Annotated in this window: 17 protein-coding genes and 2 tRNA genes; 11 read left to right on the top strand and 8 right to left on the bottom strand. The window is 66.5% G+C overall.

Annotation, left to right across the window (positions count from 1 at the left end):
• Positions 1-81: 81 nt before the first annotated feature.
• Entirely contained in the window at positions 82-843 is a 762-nt protein-coding gene (locus tag AC13GF_RS19465) for a sulfite exporter TauE/SafE family protein (RefSeq protein ID WP_054172646.1), read from the bottom strand.
• Positions 844-905: 62 nt separating this feature from the next.
• On the bottom strand, positions 906-1,595 hold the full coding sequence (gene crp / locus AC13GF_RS19460) for a cAMP-activated global transcriptional regulator CRP (RefSeq protein WP_010482649.1): 690 nt from the start codon (positions 1,593-1,595) through the stop codon (positions 906-908).
• A 149-nt stretch (positions 1,596-1,744) separates the two neighbouring features.
• Between crp and speD the strand changes: the two genes are divergently transcribed.
• Positions 1,745-2,539, top strand: a complete 795-nt coding sequence (gene speD / locus AC13GF_RS19455) for an adenosylmethionine decarboxylase (RefSeq protein WP_006473908.1) — start codon at positions 1,745-1,747, stop codon at positions 2,537-2,539.
• A gap of 168 nt (positions 2,540-2,707) precedes the next feature.
• Complete coding sequence (locus tag AC13GF_RS19450) at positions 2,708-3,028, top strand: DMT family transporter (protein WP_005411314.1); 321 nt, start codon at positions 2,708-2,710, stop codon at positions 3,026-3,028.
• Between the two features lie 85 nt (positions 3,029-3,113).
• On the opposite strand, the gene coq7 is transcribed toward AC13GF_RS19450, so the two are convergent.
• Entirely contained in the window at positions 3,114-3,758 is a 645-nt protein-coding gene (gene coq7 / locus AC13GF_RS19445; protein ID WP_126929402.1) for a 2-polyprenyl-3-methyl-6-methoxy-1,4-benzoquinone monooxygenase, read from the bottom strand.
• A 197-nt stretch (positions 3,759-3,955) separates the two neighbouring features.
• On the opposite strand from coq7, the gene rplM reads away from it, so the two are divergent.
• Positions 3,956-4,384, top strand: a complete 429-nt coding sequence (rplM, locus tag AC13GF_RS19440) for a 50S ribosomal protein L13 (protein ID WP_005414692.1) — start codon at positions 3,956-3,958, stop codon at positions 4,382-4,384.
• 2 nt (positions 4,385-4,386) lie between these two features.
• The gene (gene rpsI / locus AC13GF_RS19435) at positions 4,387-4,779 is read left to right on the top strand and encodes a 30S ribosomal protein S9 (RefSeq protein WP_005411311.1); all 393 of its coding nucleotides are present in this window, start codon (positions 4,387-4,389) and stop codon (positions 4,777-4,779) included.
• A 324-nt stretch (positions 4,780-5,103) separates the two neighbouring features.
• On the opposite strand, the gene AC13GF_RS19430 is transcribed toward rpsI, so the two are convergent.
• Positions 5,104-5,178: transfer RNA gene (locus AC13GF_RS19430), tRNA-Gln, on the bottom strand.
• 55 nt (positions 5,179-5,233) lie between these two features.
• Positions 5,234-5,310 (bottom strand) — tRNA-Met (locus AC13GF_RS19425).
• 120 nt (positions 5,311-5,430) lie between these two features.
• On the opposite strand from AC13GF_RS19425, the gene AC13GF_RS19420 reads away from it, so the two are divergent.
• The 3 genes from AC13GF_RS19420 to bfr all read left to right on the top strand — a co-directional run bounded on the left by AC13GF_RS19420 (position 5,431) and on the right by bfr (position 7,119).
• Complete coding sequence (locus AC13GF_RS19420; RefSeq protein WP_010482644.1) at positions 5,431-6,054, top strand: RNA pyrophosphohydrolase; 624 nt, start codon at positions 5,431-5,433, stop codon at positions 6,052-6,054.
• A 241-nt stretch (positions 6,055-6,295) separates the two neighbouring features.
• Positions 6,296-6,505, top strand: a complete 210-nt coding sequence (locus AC13GF_RS19415; protein ID WP_019336609.1) for a (2Fe-2S)-binding protein — start codon at positions 6,296-6,298, stop codon at positions 6,503-6,505.
• 143 nt (positions 6,506-6,648) lie between these two features.
• Positions 6,649-7,119: a bacterioferritin gene (gene bfr, locus AC13GF_RS19410; protein ID WP_005419804.1), complete on the top strand. Its 471-nt coding sequence runs from the start codon at positions 6,649-6,651 to the stop codon at positions 7,117-7,119.
• A 58-nt stretch (positions 7,120-7,177) separates the two neighbouring features.
• Here the strand turns inward: bfr and AC13GF_RS19405 are convergent, their stop codons facing one another.
• Genes AC13GF_RS19405 through AC13GF_RS19395 form a run of 3 tightly spaced genes read right to left on the bottom strand, consistent with a single transcriptional unit; the run spans position 7,178 to position 11,926 of the window.
• Positions 7,178-9,376: an ATP-binding protein gene (locus AC13GF_RS19405; RefSeq protein WP_483005705.1), complete on the bottom strand. Its 2,199-nt coding sequence runs from the start codon at positions 9,374-9,376 to the stop codon at positions 7,178-7,180.
• 1 nt (position 9,377) lies between these two features.
• Positions 9,378-11,264, bottom strand: a complete 1,887-nt coding sequence (locus AC13GF_RS19400) for an EAL domain-containing protein (protein ID WP_483005704.1) — start codon at positions 11,262-11,264, stop codon at positions 9,378-9,380.
• A gap of 44 nt (positions 11,265-11,308) precedes the next feature.
• On the bottom strand, positions 11,309-11,926 hold the full coding sequence (locus AC13GF_RS19395; protein WP_005411305.1) for a DUF4126 domain-containing protein: 618 nt from the start codon (positions 11,924-11,926) through the stop codon (positions 11,309-11,311).
• Between the two features lie 179 nt (positions 11,927-12,105).
• Here AC13GF_RS19395 and AC13GF_RS19390 point away from each other — a divergent pair, with 179 nt between their 5' ends.
• From AC13GF_RS19390 to nudC, 4 genes are all read left to right on the top strand, one after another.
• On the top strand, positions 12,106-12,849 hold the full coding sequence (locus AC13GF_RS19390; RefSeq protein ID WP_483005703.1) for a DUF6776 family protein: 744 nt from the start codon (positions 12,106-12,108) through the stop codon (positions 12,847-12,849).
• A gap of 4 nt (positions 12,850-12,853) precedes the next feature.
• Positions 12,854-13,318, top strand: coding sequence for a bactofilin family protein (locus AC13GF_RS19385; RefSeq protein WP_006398829.1), 465 nt, complete (start codon positions 12,854-12,856; stop codon positions 13,316-13,318).
• A gap of 31 nt (positions 13,319-13,349) precedes the next feature.
• Entirely contained in the window at positions 13,350-13,742 is a 393-nt protein-coding gene (erpA, locus tag AC13GF_RS19380) for an iron-sulfur cluster insertion protein ErpA (RefSeq protein WP_483005702.1), read from the top strand.
• Positions 13,743-13,861: 119 nt separating this feature from the next.
• A complete protein-coding gene (nudC, locus tag AC13GF_RS19375; protein WP_483005701.1) occupies positions 13,862-14,767 on the top strand; it encodes an NAD(+) diphosphatase in 906 nt (301 codons plus the stop codon).
• Positions 14,768-14,776 lie beyond the last annotated feature (9 nt).

Below are 14,776 nucleotides of genomic sequence, written 5' to 3'. Positions count from 1 at the left end.
TAACGCGCGGAATCCGCCGGGGATGGGATGACGGAGTGCCGGGCTGCGACCCGGTAGTGCCGGGCCATGCTCGGCAAACGCTCAGCGGTACAGGTGCCCGTATACCGCGTGGCCGATCTGGAACAGGCTGATCCCCAGCACCAGCACGCCAACGGCCACCAGCACCCAGCGCTCCTTCACCCGCTTGACCAGGATCGCCGCCACCGGCGCGGCCATCATGCCGCCGATCAGCAGGCCGGCGACGATCTGCAGGTGCTGCACGCCCATCGACAGCAGGAACGTGGCCGAGATGGTCAGGGTGACGATGAACTCGGCCGCGTTGACCGTTCCGATGGTGGTGCGGGCCTGGCCGCCACGGGCGAGCAGGGTGGAGGTGGCCACCGGGCCCCAGCCGCCGCCGCCGCTGGCGTCGAGCAGGCCGGCAAAGAAGCCCAGCACCGGCACCCGGCGGATCTCGCCCTTGGGCATCCAGCGCCCCGCGGCGCGGGCCAGGATGATGATCGCCAGCACCAGCAGGTACAGGTAGATGAGGGGGCGGATGATGTCGCCCGGGATCTGCGTGAGCACATAGGCGCCCACTGCGCCGCCCACCGCACCGGGCAGGGCCAGACGCAGGAACAGGCGTTTATCGACATTTCCGGCTGCCAGGTGCGACACGCCCGAGGCACCGGTGGTGAACACTTCAGCGGTGTGGATGCTGGCGCTGACCTGCGCCGGGGGCAGGCCCATGCTCAGCATCACCGACGAGGACACCAGGCCGAAGGCCATGCCCAACGCGCCGTCCACCAGCTGTGCGCCGAGGCCGATGAGGATGAACCACCAGAATTCGCTGCTCAGTTCCATGCACCGAGCCTAGCGCGCGAAGGAGTGCGGACCAAGGTCCGCACCCACCGGGTGCTCAACGATCAACGGGTGCCGTACAGCACCACGGTCTTGCCGCGGGCATGCAGCAGGCCGTCGGTCTGCAGCTTCTTCAGCACGCGGCCAGCCATTTCGCGCGAGCAACCCACCAGGCGTGCCAGCTCCTGGCGCGAGACGCGCAGCTGGCTGCCCTGCGGATGGCTCATGGCCTCCGGCTCCTGCGCCAGGTCGTGCAGGGTGCGCACGATCCGGTCGGTAACGTCCAGGAATGCCAGGCGGCTGGCCTTGCGGCTGGTGTCGAGCAGGCGCTTGGAGATCTGCTGGCCCAGCGCGTACAGCAGGCGCGGGGCATCGGCCGACAGCGGGCCGAGGAACAGCTGGTGCAGGCGCTCGTAGCTGATTTCGGCCAGCTCGCAGGCGGTACGGGTCCTCAGGATCACCTCGCGGCGGTCCGATTCAACGAACAGGCCCATCTCGCCGACGAACTCGCCGGCACCGAAGTAGCCCAGCACCAGCTCGCGATCGTCATCTTCCTCGGCCATGATCGAGACCGAGCCGCTGATGACGTAATACAGGGTTCCCGCCGGGTCTCCGGGGCGGAAGACGTCGGTACGGGTGGGGTATCGCCGCCTGTGGCTGTGCGCCAGGAAACGATCGATTGTGGCGATATCCAGGGCCAGTGGACTGCTAGCTAGGCGCACGGTTGACACGATAGGAGCGCTCCCTCTGCGCATGAACGGATTCACGGGGTCGATAGCGGAGCTTAACCAGCGCAATTGTTAAGGGCAAACAGTGTGCCAGATGTGAGCGATCTTCACGTTCCCCCCGGGGACAGTTTGCCCCATAATTCCCCCTTTCCCTTCTTACACAGGAATCGACCGCCGTGGTCAAGCCGTTGCCTCGCCTGAGGCTGCAGGGTTTCAACAACCTCACCAAGGCGCTGAGCTTCAACATCTATGACGTGTGTTACGCGCGCACCGAAGAGGAGCGTCAGCGTTACATTGAATACATCGATGAAGAGTACAACGCCGACAGGCTGACTCAAATCTTGACCGATGTCGCCGAGATCATCGGCGCCAACATCCTGAACGTGGCCCGCCAGGACTACGACCCGCAGGGTGCCTCGGTGACCATCCTGATCTCCGAAGAACCAGTGATCGACAAGAAGCAGGCCGGCAAGGAGCTGATCTCCGACGCCGTGGTCGCGCACATGGACAAGTCGCACATCACCGTGCACACCTATCCGGAAACGCACCCGCAGGAAGGTATCGCCACCTTCCGCGCCGACATCGACGTGGCCACCTGCGGCGTCATTTCGCCGTTGAAGGCGTTGAACTACCTGATCGAAAGCCTCGAGTCGGACATCGTGATCATGGACTACCGCGTCCGTGGCTTCACCCGCGATGTGAAGGGCAAGAAGCACTACATCGATCACAAGATCAACTCGATCCAGAACTTCCTGGCCAAGAACATCAAGTCGCGTTACGAGATGTTCGACGTCAACGTCTACCAGGAAAACATCTTCCACACGAAGATGCACCTGAAGGACTTCGACCTGGACCAGTACCTGTTCGAGGAAAAGGCGAAGAACCTGTCGTTCAAGGAACGCATGAAGATCGAAGCGCTGCTCAAGCGCGAGATCGAAGAGCTGTTCCACGGCCGCAACCTGTCCGAGTAAGCCCCGTGTGCGATGCCCGCAGGCATCGCCACCCTGGCGGGACGACCCGCCCCACGGAACTGGCATCGCGCAGGCGATATGGTTCCACGGTGATGTACCGACTCACGGCCCGGTGTGAAAACACCGGGCCGTTTCGTTTTTCTCAAAAAAGGTAAGGAGCCCCCACCCATGCCCTGGATCTACCTGCTGCTGGCCGGCCTGTTCGAGATCGGTTTTGCCCTCGGAATGAAGTACTCCGAAGGCTTCAGCAAACCCCTTCCCACCGCTGCCACGGTCGTTTCCGCGCTGATCAGCCTGTACCTGATGAGCCAGGCGATGAAGAGCATCCCGGTCGGCACGGCCTACGCGATCTGGACCGGTATCGGCGCCATGGGCGTGGCGGTGCTGGGCATCTACCTGTTCAACGACAGCGCATCGCCGGCCCGCCTGGCCTGCGTGGGCCTGATCGTGGCCGGTGTGATCGGCCTGAAGCTGGTCTCGCCGAACTGATTGGTGGCCCGACCAACGGTCGGGCCCCACCGTCGGACCCCACCGCACCTCCTGGTGGGCCCGCACCGTTGGTGCGGGCGACCCTTCAAAGGCGGTAGGCGATGGTCTTCATCACCTTGGAGGCCAGTGCCATCGCGCCCGGGATCGGGAACGGCAGGCGGCGTGCGCCGGCCTGCTCGGCGTGCTCCGCATGGCGGGCCTCGTCTTCCTTCATCACCTGGATGACCGCGCGGCTGCGCAGGTCGCCGGCCGGCAGGTCGACCAGGTGCTCGTCCAGGTGCGCCTCCACCTGGCGCTCGGTCTCGACCACGAAGCCCAGGTTCCAGCCATCGCCCCGCAGCCCGGCCAGGGTGCCGATGGTGTAGCTGCCGGCATACCACAGCGGATTGAACAGGCTCGGACGGCTGTCCAGCTCGCCCAGGCGGGTGGCGCACCAGGCCAGGTGGTCGGTTTCTTCCTGGGCCGCTTCCAGCAGGTGTTCACGCGTGGCCGGGTCGCGGGCCACGGCGGCCTGGCCGAAGTACAGGCCCTGCGCGCACACCTCGCCAACATGGTTGATCCGCATCAGGCCGGCCGCGTGGCGGCGTTCGGTACTGTCCATGCCCGGCTCGTCGGTGTCCGCAGCCGGGTAGGGGCGGGCCGCCGGCGGGTTGCCGAACACCGTGTCCAGGGCGCGCTGCGCCTCGGTCAGCAGGTGGTCCAGCGGGGTGATCTGGCGGAGCACGGTCATGGCGGTACACGGTGGGGCGGAAGACCCCGCGATTCTCGCCCGGCCCCGTCCCCCTGCCAACCCGGTCAGGGGCCGGCTTGCAACGGGGGGCTGACCTGCGTACAATCCCGCCTCTTACGCTTCACCTTTTCACAACGCGTGGCAGAGTTCCGGTGAGCCTTTCGCCGCAATGAGCCCGACCTAACCTAGAGTTCTTCATGAGCACTTTCACTGCCAAGAACGAGACCGTCCAGCGCGACTGGTACCTCGTCGACGCCGAGGGCAAGACCCTGGGCCGTCTCGCCACCGAGCTGGCCCGCCGTCTGCGCGGCAAGCACAAGCCGGTCTACACCCCGCACGTTGATACCGGCGACTACCTGGTCGTCATCAATGCAGAAAAGATTGCCGTCACCGGCAAGAAGCTGCAGGACAAGATGTATCACCGTTTCACCGGTTACATCGGCAACCTGAAGACCGAATCCCTGGCACAGGCGCTGGAGCGCCACCCGGAGCGCGTGATCGAGATCGCCGTGAAGGGCATGCTGCCGAAGGGCCCGCTGGGTCGCCAGATGTACCGCAAGCTCAAGGTCTACGCCGGCACTGAGCATCCGCACGCCGCACAGCAGCCGCAGGTTCTGGATATCTAATCATGGCTATCACTCAAAACTACGGCACTGGCCGCCGCAAGTCCTCCACCGCTCGCGTGTTCCTGCGCAAGGGTTCGGGCAACATCACCGTCAACGGCCGTCCGCTGGACGAGTTCTTCGGTCGTGAGACTGCGCGCATGATCGTGCGCCAGCCGCTCGAGCTGACCAAGAACACCGAAAGCTTCGACATCCTGGTCACCGCCGCTGGCGGCGGCACCACCGGCCAGGCCGGTGCGATCCGTCTGGGCATCGCCCGTGCTCTGGTCGAGTACGACGAAACCCTGAAGTCCGAGCTGCGCAAGGCTGGCTTCATGACCCGTGACGCCCGTGAAGTCGAGCGTAAGAAGGTCGGTCTGCACAAGGCCCGCCGCGCCACCCAGTTCTCCAAGCGCTGATTTACCGCGCCTGGTTGGGCTCCTTCGGGAGCCCGCTGGATGGAAAAGCAAAAGCCCGGCTTCGGCCGGGCTTTTGTCGTTCTGGGGTCGTGGATTTCCTGGTTGCCGGCCAGCGGCCGGCACTACCCGGGGCGTCGCATGTCAGCAGGGTGGGGTCAGAGCCTTTCCCTGCGGAAAAGGATCCGACCCCGGGGTTCTCTCTGGGGAAGAGCCCCCTTGTTGTTCAAGGGGGCGCGCCGACAGGCGCGGGGATAAGGTGGGATGCGTGACCAAACAAAAAAGAAAAAAGCCTGATCTTTCGATCAGGCTTTTTTCTTTTTTGTTTGGCTGCCCCGGATGGATTCGAACCACCGAATGCCTGAGTCAGAGTCAGGTGCCTTACCGCTTGGCGACGGGGCAAAACGTGTAACTATTTTCTCACTTTTCACACTGAAAAACAACTTGATTTTCAGTGTGGTGGCTATGGGTGGACTCGAACCACCGACCCCAGCATTATGAGTGCTGTGCTCTAACCGGCTGAGCTACATAGCCTTGGTGAGCCCGCTATTCTGCGGATGTGTATCGCCCCTGTCAACACTTTTGTATCGTGCTTGTGGGCCGACAGGCGGCATGGGATAGTCCCGACCAGTAGATTTTTTAGGAGTCCGCATCGTGATCGATCCGGACGGCTATCGACCGAACGTCGGCATTGTGCTGATGCGGCAGGACGGCCAGGTGTTCTGGGCACGACGTGTGCGCCGGGACGGCTGGCAGTTCCCGCAGGGTGGCATGAATACCGACGAGACGCCTGTCGAGGCCATGTATCGTGAACTGCAGGAAGAGACCGGCCTGCTGCCTGAGCACGTGGAAGTGCTCGGGGCAACGCCCGGCTGGCTGCGCTACAAGCTGCCGGCGCGGGCCATCCGCCGCAATGAACGGCAGGTCTGCATCGGCCAGAAGCAGGTCTGGTTCCTGCTGCGCCTGACCGGCGACGAATCGCATGTGCAGCTGGACCATACCGATTCGCCCGAGTTCGACCACTGGCGCTGGGTGGACTTCTGGTACCCGGTGGAGCACGTGGTGATGTTCAAGCGTGGCGTCTATGCGCGCGCTCTGCGACATCTGGCGCCGTTGGCGCGCGGGGTGGCCGGGCAGGGCGTCACCGCCATGCCCAAGAGCGCTGCAGAGGCCTGGATGCCGGGTCACGCGGCCGGCCACGACAGACCCCGCAAGCGCACGCCCAAGCGCGGTGGCTACTGGCCGCGCAAGGCCAAGGGTGAGCCGGGGGCGGTTTGACGGGGACGCCGCGCAGGCTGCGGGTCGATCCGTCACAACGCGCCCCCGCCGGGTGTTCACAGCAGGCCTTGGCTGTCCGACCGGCCGCCCTGCCCTGGATGGCGATGGGCGCTGCCCCTGCTGTATTCCACCGCACTCTGAACCGTATCGAGAATGGTTCAGGTCTTTGATTGACAACCATTCTCGTTTCCATTGGAATAGCCAACAGGCCACTCTTGGCCTGTCAGCCCGGTTCACGCCTGTGTACGTCTGCATCTGCAACGGAGTCACCGACCACCAGATCCGCGAAGCCGCCAGCAATGGCGTCAGCACGGTGGCCGAACTGACCATGCGTACCGGTTGTGGCGCGACCTGCGGTTCCTGCCTGGACATGGCCGGCGATCTGCTGGCCAAGGCGCGTGCCACCCACGATCTGCCGCTGCCGGTCCTCGGTCTGGCCCAGGTCGCCTGATCGTCTCTTTCGCGGCGCGTTGACGCCGCACTTTCGCATCCTTCACGCGTGGCCGCACAGGCCAATGCGCACGATTCGCGTTCCTTCACGGCCGCACGCAAGGCGTTAAAGTGCCTGCGTTTTCAGCGTGCAGGAGCACCCCCATGAAGGGCGACACCAAGGTCATCGAATTCCTCAACAAGGTCCTCTACAACGAGCTGACCGCGATCAACCAGTACTTCCTGCACGCCAAGATGCTGAAGAACTGGGGCATCAAGGAGCTGGCCGAACACGAGTACAAGGAATCGATCGACGAGATGAAGCATGCCGATATGCTCGCCGACCGCATCCTGTTCCTCGAAGGCCTGCCGAACTTCCAGGCGCTGGGCAAGCTGCGCATCGGCGAGAATCCGACCGAGATCCTGCAGTGCGACCTGTCGCTGGAACGCGACGGCGTGGTGACCCTGCGCGAGGCCGTGGCCTATTCCGATTCGGTCGGTGACTACGTCAGCCGCCAGCTGTTCGTGAAGATCCTCGACTCGGAAGAAGAACACATCGACTGGCTGGAAACCCAGCTCGACCTGATCGAGCGCATCGGCGAGCCGAAGTACCTGCTCAGCAAGCTGGAAGAGTGACGTAGGGTCGAGCGTGCTCGACTGTGACCAGCATGGCGATGGTCGAGCAAGCCCGACGCTACCGATGCTGTGCCAGGTAGCCCGTCAGCGCCACGCGCGCACGGGCGAATTCGGCCACCAGCAGCGCCACCGCCACCGCGGGGCGCTGCAGGCTGCCACTCCGGGCTTCGTGCTCGATCCGCTGCGCGATTGCCGACAGCGACAAGGCCCCCACGTTCGCGCTTGATGATTTCAGGCTGTGCGCGACCGCCTGCAGGCGAGGTTCGTCGCCGCTCTGCGCGGCCTGCTGCAGCTGCTGCACCATCGCCGGTGCATCCTCCAGGAACACCGAGACGATCTGGAGGGCGGTTTCGCCGATCACCGCGTGCAGTTCGTCCAGCACATCACGGTCCAGCACCGGTTGCGTCACCGCTTGGCTTTTCGTCTCTTGTAGAGCCGGGCCATGCTCGGTTGGCGGGATTCGACTGGCCCCGGATGCATCGCCGTCGAGCAAGCGCGACGCTACGACATCGCGTGATCGCTGCCCCCAGCGCTGCAACAGCGCATGCAGCGTGGCACGTGCGATCGGCTTGGACAGGTAGTCGTCCATGCCGGCCTGCAGGCAGCGCTCGCGGTCACCGGCCATGGCGTTGGCCGTCATCGCGATGATCGGCAGCCGCGTGCGCCCGCTTTCCGTTTCCTCCGCACGCCAGTGGCGCGTGGCGGCGTAGCCGTCCAGCACCGGCATCTGGCAATCCATCAGCACCACGTCCATGCCGCCTTCGCGAAGGGCGGCCAGCGCCTGCTCGCCATCGGCGGCGTTGCACACCTCGCATTGGAACACGCGCAGCAGATGCTCGGCCACCATCCGGTTGACCGTGTTGTCTTCCACCAGCAGCACGCGCAGGTGCAGTGGCGGTAGCGCAGGTGCGGGCAATCCATCTTCGGCATTGGCCAGCAGGGCGGTAGGGCGGGCAGGCGTGGCAGGCGCCGCCAGCAGAGCATGCAGGGCTGCATCATCGAAATGCGGGGGCAGCTGGCGTTGGCGCGCGCGTTGCGCAGGCGCGTCTTCCTGCAGCCACAGCACCTGCAGTGCATCATCGTCGCCGCGCTCGGCCAGTGCCTGCTGCAGCGTGACCTCGCCGTTGCGGCGCGTGCGGGAATCGACCAGCAGCCACGCTGGTGCCGGTTGCCCTGGCCGTGGCATCGCGCGCAGGCGTTCGACCACAACGTCCAGCTGGCTCAGCATCTGTACCAGCAGCCCATGGTGGGCGGCGATGCGCTCGATGCGTGCCTGCAGCGTTGCATCGGCGCTGAACAACAGCAGCGCTGCGGGCGCGCGCGCCATTGCAGGCAGGTCGCCGGGTACCTTCAGCAGCGGGATCTCGAACCAGAACGTTGCGCCCTGGCCGGGCGTGGACTGCACGCCGATATGCCCGTGCATCAGGTCGATGATGCGCTTGCAGATGGCCAGGCCCAGGCCGGTGCCACCGTAGATGCGCGTGGTCGAGGCATCGGCCTGGCTGAAGGACTGGAACAGGCGTGCCTGCAGTGCCTCATCGATGCCGATGCCGGTGTCGATGATCTCGAAGCGCAGCTGGTGCTGGGCCGCGCCTTCGCCCAGCCGCTGCACGCGCAGCTGCACCTGGCCGCGGGCGGTGAACTTGATCGCATTGGCCAGAAGATTGCTCAGCACCTGGCGCAGGCGTACCGGGTCGCCGCGCACCGGCAGGCGCACCGATGGGTCAAGCTGCAGGGTCAGGGACAGGCCCTTGGCGTCGGCGGCGCGCTGCATCAGCTGCACCACGCCATCGAGCAGGTCGCGCAGGTTGAAGCTGGTGATCTCCAGTTCCAGCGCCTGTGCCTCCAGCCGGGAGTAGTCGAGGATGTCGTCGACGATGCGCAGCAGCTGCTGTGAACTGGCCGAAGCGGTGGCCAGCATCTGCCGCTGGTCCTCGCCCAGCGGGCCGCGCGCGATCAGCTCCAGCATCGGCAGGATGCCGTTGAGCGGCGTGCGGATCTCGTGGCTCATCGTGGCCAGGAACTCGCCCTTGGCCAGCACGGCCGCTTCGGCGGCCTGCTTGGCCTGCAGCAGCTGCTGTTCCAGCTGGCCCTGGCGTTCGGTGGTGTGGCGCAGCTGGTCGCGGTCGGCGGCCAGCGCGCTGTGCTCGCGCTGCAGCTGGGCCAATGCGCGGCTGCGCGTGCGCAGGCGCAGGCCCAACAACAGCGCCATGGCGGCCGCGGCAAGGGCAACCAGCAGCACGCCCCACAGCGGCACGTCAGAGCACCGCGTTGTGGAAGTCGAAGTTCAGATCGCTGCCGGCCGACTGCACCATGTTGCCCTGGATGTAATCGACGCCGCCGACCCACATCGCTGCCGCGGCCTGCGGGTCCTCGATCTGCTGGCCGATGATCTGCAGCCCGGCCGCATGCGCCTGTTCGATCGCCTTGCGCAGTTCCTCGCGCGTGGCCGGGTTGGAATGGCTGCTGGAGAAGCGCGCGGCCATGCGCACGAACGACAGCGGCAGCTGGGTCAGCAGTGCATCGGCTTCGCCACTGGGCTCGAACTGGCTGAGGCAGAAGCGCACGCCGGCGCCGGCCATGCGCTGGCAGAACTGCTGCAGCGGCACGGTGTGGATCAGCGCGTCGGGCAGGCGTACGTCGATCACCAGCGCACTGCCGGGCAGGTCACGCTGCTGCAGCGATTCCAGCAGCCAGTCGCCAAAGGCATCGCGCTGCAGGGTGCGCAGCGACTGCGAGACGAACAGGTTCAGCGGCTGTGTGGCGTGACGGTACAGGTCCAGCAGGCCCAGCGCATGGTCCATCACCTGCTGGTCGAGGTCGGCGATGCGGCCTGCCGCTTCGGCGGCCGGAATCACCTGGCCGGCCGCCAGCACCGTGCCATCGGCCTGGCGCAGGCGCAGCAGCAGCTGGTACTGCGCGGTGTTGCCACCGGCGACGGCGACGATCGGCTGATAGGCCAGCTCCAGCTGGCCTTCCAGCAGTGCCAGGTGTTCCTGTTCGGTGACCGCCTGGCGGTGCACATGGCCCGCTACGCCGGCGCTGAGCAGGCGTGCCTGCAGGGTGGTGCGCTCGACTGCTTCCAGTGCAGCGTTGGCATCGTCGAAGCCCGGCGACAGCGGCGCGTAACCCACCACGCCGCGCAGGTGCACCGATTCATCGTCGCGGATCACGAAGGCGCGCGCCGAGAGCTGCTCACGCAGGGTCGCGGCGATGCTTTCCAGGCTGTCTTCATCGGTATTGCGGGCCAGCAGGAGGAAGCTGTTGTCGTTCAGGCGTGCCAGCAGGTGTGGATGGCCGGCCTCGGCCAGGCGCTGCCCGGCCTGCACCATCAGGCGCTCGAAGGCGGCGTAGCCATAGCGTTCGCGCAGGCCCAGCGCGCTGGCTACTTCAATGAAGAATACGCCGCCCCGGTCGCGATGGGCGAGGGTGGCATTGAGCTGCTGCAGCACGTGGTGACGCGTCGGCAGGCCGGTTTCCGGATTGCTGGTGGCCGGTGCGCCGGCCGCACCGGGCAGGGTTGCGGCCTGCGCACGTGCGCGACGGATGCGGTTGGCCACGGCGGCGATCAGGTGGCGTGGGCGGATCGGCTTGCTCAGGTAGTCGTCGGCGCCGCTGTCGAGCACTTCGAACTGGCGCTCCGGGTCCGGATCGCCGCTCAGGAATACGATCGGCAGCAACTGCAGGCCAGGCTGCTGGCGGATCAGCGCGGTCAGGCGCATGCCGTCCAGGCCGGGCAGGTGCAGGTCCATCAGGATCAGGTCGGGGCGATGCTCCTTGATCGCCTGCAGCGCACCGTCGGCATCGCTGTGCACGATGGCCTGCATGCCGGCGCCATGCAGCACGCTCTGTGCGAACAGGGCCTGTGCGCGGTCATCCTCGACGATCAGCACGCGGTAGGGCGAATCGGAGGGCGGCGGCGCCTGGTCGTTGTTGCCAGCCTCGGCCAGCATGGCCGGGCCCGGCAACGGCGGCGGTGCGCTGCCGATCGATGCGGGCGCGTCGGAGGCGGCCAGCGGCGCAACCGCCGCCGGTGCTGCGGCGACGGCGCTCGCCGGTTCAGCGGTCCAGCGTTGCCAATGATCGGCCGGAGGGGTTTCAGCGCGTCCCGGGCGGGCGCCCGCGGGGGATTCGTTTGCGGCCATCGGTGCTCCTGGTGTTCGCGTCCATTATGCGACAAGCCCGGCGATCAACCGGTGCCGGGCTGGCGTGGACTGTCGGGCGACGCACTGCGTGCCAGCCAGCGCACGCCCTTCCACAGGGTGCGCCAGACCAGCCACACCAGCAGCGCGCCCGCCAGGCTGCAGGCCAGCACCACGATCAGCGCGATCCATGGGTGTGCCAGGGCCAGGGCCAGGCCACCGACCACCACGGTGTCCTCGGCGGCGGAGGCCACCCAGTTGCTGGCAGGCTCGGGCGAGGTGTTGAGCAGGGCGCGGGTGCCGGCCTTCAGGCCGTGGCTGGCCAGCGCGACACCTGCACCGGCAGCAAGTGCGCCGGTGCCCAGCTGCCCATCCGGCGACAGCGTGGCGGCGGCAAGGAAGGCACCTGCGGGTACGCGTGCCAGGGTCTGCACCAGATCCCACGCCGAGTCGACGCCGGGAATCTTGTCGGCGAAGAATTCGGTCACCGCCAGCGCCGCCGAGGTGCCCAGCACCCACCACGATTCAGTGGCCTGCAGGGCCGGTGGCAGGTCGACCCAGCCGAGCAGGCCGGCCAGGCCGACACCGAACACGGTGAGGTAGACGCGGATGCCGGCCAGCCAGGCCAGCAGGATGCCGATCACGAACAGGTGGGCTTCGGTCATGGCGATGCTCCGGCGACGGAACTGTGCAGGGGACCACACTATCGACGATGGCATGCCTGAACGCCACAGACCGTGGCTCGCCACTGCGCAGGAAACCCACCCGTCCTGTCATACACTAGCCCGTCGTTTGCCACAGGGGCCGTACCGGTGTCGCCCTCGCGATGCCCCGGAATCCACCCATGACCAACCGTCCTCCCATGCGCGTGCAGGTCCGCCTGCCCGGCGCGCCGCAACCGCCGGCCGACCGTCGCCGCCTGCTGGTGATCGGCGGCATCTGGCTGCTCAGCCTGATGCTGGCCGTGCTGGGTGGCTGCTGGATGGCCACGCCGCGCGATGCACAGGGCCAGCGCCTGCAGGCTGCCGAGAAGCGCGCCGAGACGTTGCAGGTGCAGCTGACCGAACTGCGCCAGAAGCAGGCCACGCTGGAAGCCTCCGACCGTATCAGCCGCGCCGCCAACACCGAGGTGCAGTCCTCGCTGGCCGAGCGCGATGAGGAAATCGCCGGCCTGCGTGCCGACGTTGCCTTCTATGAGCGCCTGGTGGGTTCGACCAGCCAGCGCAAGGGCCTGAACACCCATTCGATCGAGTTCAGCCCGGAAGCGGCCGGTACCTGGCAGTACACCGCCGTGCTGACCCAGAACCTCAACCGTGGTGCCATCAGCCAGGGGCAGATGCGCTTCACCGTGGAAGGCGTCAAGAACGGCAAGCTGGCCACGATCAGCTGGGATGATCTGCACCAGCGCAGCAAGGTACCGGGACAGGATTACTCGTTCCGGTACTTCCAGCAGCTCACCGGCAGCGTGATGCTGCCGGCTGACTTCACCCCGCAACGCGTGCGGGTGACATTGGGGAGTGGTACGGGGGGTACCACCCAGGTATTCGACTGGAAACAGGCCGGTGCGCCGGCCGCAAAAGGGGAGTAGGCAGATGTTCGGAAGCAGCAAATCCAACCGTGAAGGCCAGCTGGTGGTGGATGCCCTGATCGGCAACCAGGTGGTGATCCGCGGTGATGTGGAATTCAGTGGGGGCCTGTATGTCGAAGGCCGCATCCATGGCAAGGTGATCGCCGCCGAAGGCGCCAGTGGCGCGACCCTGACGGTTGCCGAGCATGGCGTGATTGAGGGCGAGATCCGTGCCCAGGTGGTGGTCATCAGCGGCCGCCTGGATGGCGACGTGCACGCCACCGAGAAGGTCGAACTGACCCCGAGCGCGCGGGTCAACGGCAACGTCCACTACCAGGTGGTGGAGATGAATGCGGGTGCCCAGCTGAACGGTCGCCTGATCCATGCCAGCGCCCCGATGGCCGCCCTGCCGGCCCCGGAAGGTGATGAGGCCAATGGCGGCAAGGGTGACACCGCCGCACGCCGCAAGCTGGCCGAGGCGATGGCTTGAAAGCCATCGTCGGCACCCCCATGCTGACACCATGAGCACGCTAGTCTCCCTGCCCGGCGCCACCCCGGTTGCCGCGCCCGATTACCAGTCGCTGGAGCGCCCGCTGAACTTCACCGAGTCGGCGGCCTCCAAGGTCAAATGCCTGATCCAGGAAGAGGGCAACCCCGACCTGGCCCTGCGCGTGTACATCGAAGGCGGTGGCTGTTCGGGCTTCCAGTACGGGTTCGAGTTCGACGAGAACCGTGCCGAGGACGACCTGGCGGTACAGACCAGCGGGGTGACCCTGCTGGTCGACCCGCTGAGCCTGCAGTACCTGATGGGCGCCGAGGTGGACTACACCGAGAGCCTGACCGGTGCCCAGTTCGTGATCCGCAACCCGAACGCGAAGACCACCTGCGGCTGCGGCAGCAGTTTCAGCATGTAGGCGGGGCGCGGGGCCTGCGTCCCGCGCGACAAGGTGTGTGGAGCAAGCTCCACACCCACAGACGGCTTCGGCAAAGCCCGCGGCTTGCCACCCGCATCGATTGGCGGCACGCTTGCCGGATGCCCAATACTTCTTCGCCGCTTTCCGGTTTCGCCTTCGTTGGCGAACCGCTGGAGCGCGCCGATGCCCTGCGCGACGATGCCGATGCACTGGCGCGCCTGTGGCCGGGCGCGCGCATTCTCGTGCTCGATCAGGACGGCAGCGCCTTCACCGGCGATGACGACCAGCCGCTGGCGCTGACCGGCGCCGACATCGGGGGTGGCCCGGGGGCCGCGATCTTCCTCGGCCTGCGTGGCGAACAGGCCTGGTTCTCGGTCGAAGCCGCCAATATCACCGTCAGCGCACCGCGCCGCCTCGACCTGCGCCAGGCCGCTCTGCTGTGGCCGATGGCCGATGCGACCGCCTTCAGCTATGCCCGCGGCATGTCCTACTGGCACTCGCGCACCCGCTTCTGTGGCGTGTGCGGCGGCGCCGTGGCGTTTGCCCGTGGCGGCTTCGTCGGTCGTTGCGCGCAGTGCTCCACCGAGCACTACCCGCGTGTCGATCCCGCCGTGATCGTCGCCGTGGAAAACCAGGGCCGGCTGCTGCTGGGCCGGCAGTCGAACTGGGCGCCGCGGCGTTACTCGGTCCTGGCCGGCTTCGTCGAACCCGGCGAGACCTTCGAGCAGACCGTGGTGCGTGAAGTGCACGAGGAGAGCAAGGTACGGGTGACCGCCTGCCAGTACCTCGGTTCGCAGCCGTGGCCGTTCCCGGGCGCGCTGATGATCGGTTTCCGAGCACAGGCGCAGGATGACCTGCCGACCGTGGACGGTGAGCTGGAAGACGCGCGCTGGTTCAGTGCCGACGAGGTGGGCGCGGCACTGGCACGCGATGTGGAGGACGATGGCCAGGGCATCCGCCTGTCGCCGCCGATCTCGATTTCGCGCGGCCTGATCGAACACTGGTACCGCCAGCAGAAGGGCTGAACCCGATCC

Source organism: Stenotrophomonas sp. 22LJNL06-5-1, assembly GCF_056861455.1.
Note: the sequence above shows the minus strand (reverse complement) of the source record. Positions and strands in the feature narration are given on the sequence as shown.

Excerpts from the sequence above, each read along its gene's own strand:
- AC13GF_RS19465 (WP_054172646.1), bottom strand. The coding sequence starts at position 843 with ATGGAACTGAGCAGCGAATTCTGGTGGTTCATCCTCATCGGCCTCGGC.
- crp (WP_010482649.1), bottom strand. The coding sequence starts at position 1,595 with ATGCGCAGAGGGAGCGCTCCTATCGTGTCAACCGTGCGCCTAGCTAGC.
- AC13GF_RS19450 (WP_005411314.1), top strand. The coding sequence starts at position 2,708 with ATGCCCTGGATCTACCTGCTGCTGGCCGGCCTGTTCGAGATCGGTTTT.
- coq7 (WP_126929402.1), bottom strand. The coding sequence starts at position 3,758 with ATGACCGTGCTCCGCCAGATCACCCCGCTGGACCACCTGCTGACCGAG.
- rplM (WP_005414692.1), top strand. The coding sequence starts at position 3,956 with ATGAGCACTTTCACTGCCAAGAACGAGACCGTCCAGCGCGACTGGTAC.
- rpsI (WP_005411311.1), top strand. The coding sequence starts at position 4,387 with ATGGCTATCACTCAAAACTACGGCACTGGCCGCCGCAAGTCCTCCACC.
- bfr (WP_005419804.1), top strand. The coding sequence starts at position 6,649 with ATGAAGGGCGACACCAAGGTCATCGAATTCCTCAACAAGGTCCTCTAC.
- AC13GF_RS19400 (WP_483005704.1), bottom strand. The coding sequence starts at position 11,264 with ATGGCCGCAAACGAATCCCCCGCGGGCGCCCGCCCGGGACGCGCTGAA.
- AC13GF_RS19395 (WP_005411305.1), bottom strand. The coding sequence starts at position 11,926 with ATGACCGAAGCCCACCTGTTCGTGATCGGCATCCTGCTGGCCTGGCTG.
- AC13GF_RS19390 (WP_483005703.1), top strand. The coding sequence starts at position 12,106 with ATGACCAACCGTCCTCCCATGCGCGTGCAGGTCCGCCTGCCCGGCGCG.
- AC13GF_RS19385 (WP_006398829.1), top strand. The coding sequence starts at position 12,854 with ATGTTCGGAAGCAGCAAATCCAACCGTGAAGGCCAGCTGGTGGTGGAT.
- erpA (WP_483005702.1), top strand. The coding sequence starts at position 13,350 with ATGAGCACGCTAGTCTCCCTGCCCGGCGCCACCCCGGTTGCCGCGCCC.
- nudC (WP_483005701.1), top strand. The coding sequence starts at position 13,862 with ATGCCCAATACTTCTTCGCCGCTTTCCGGTTTCGCCTTCGTTGGCGAA.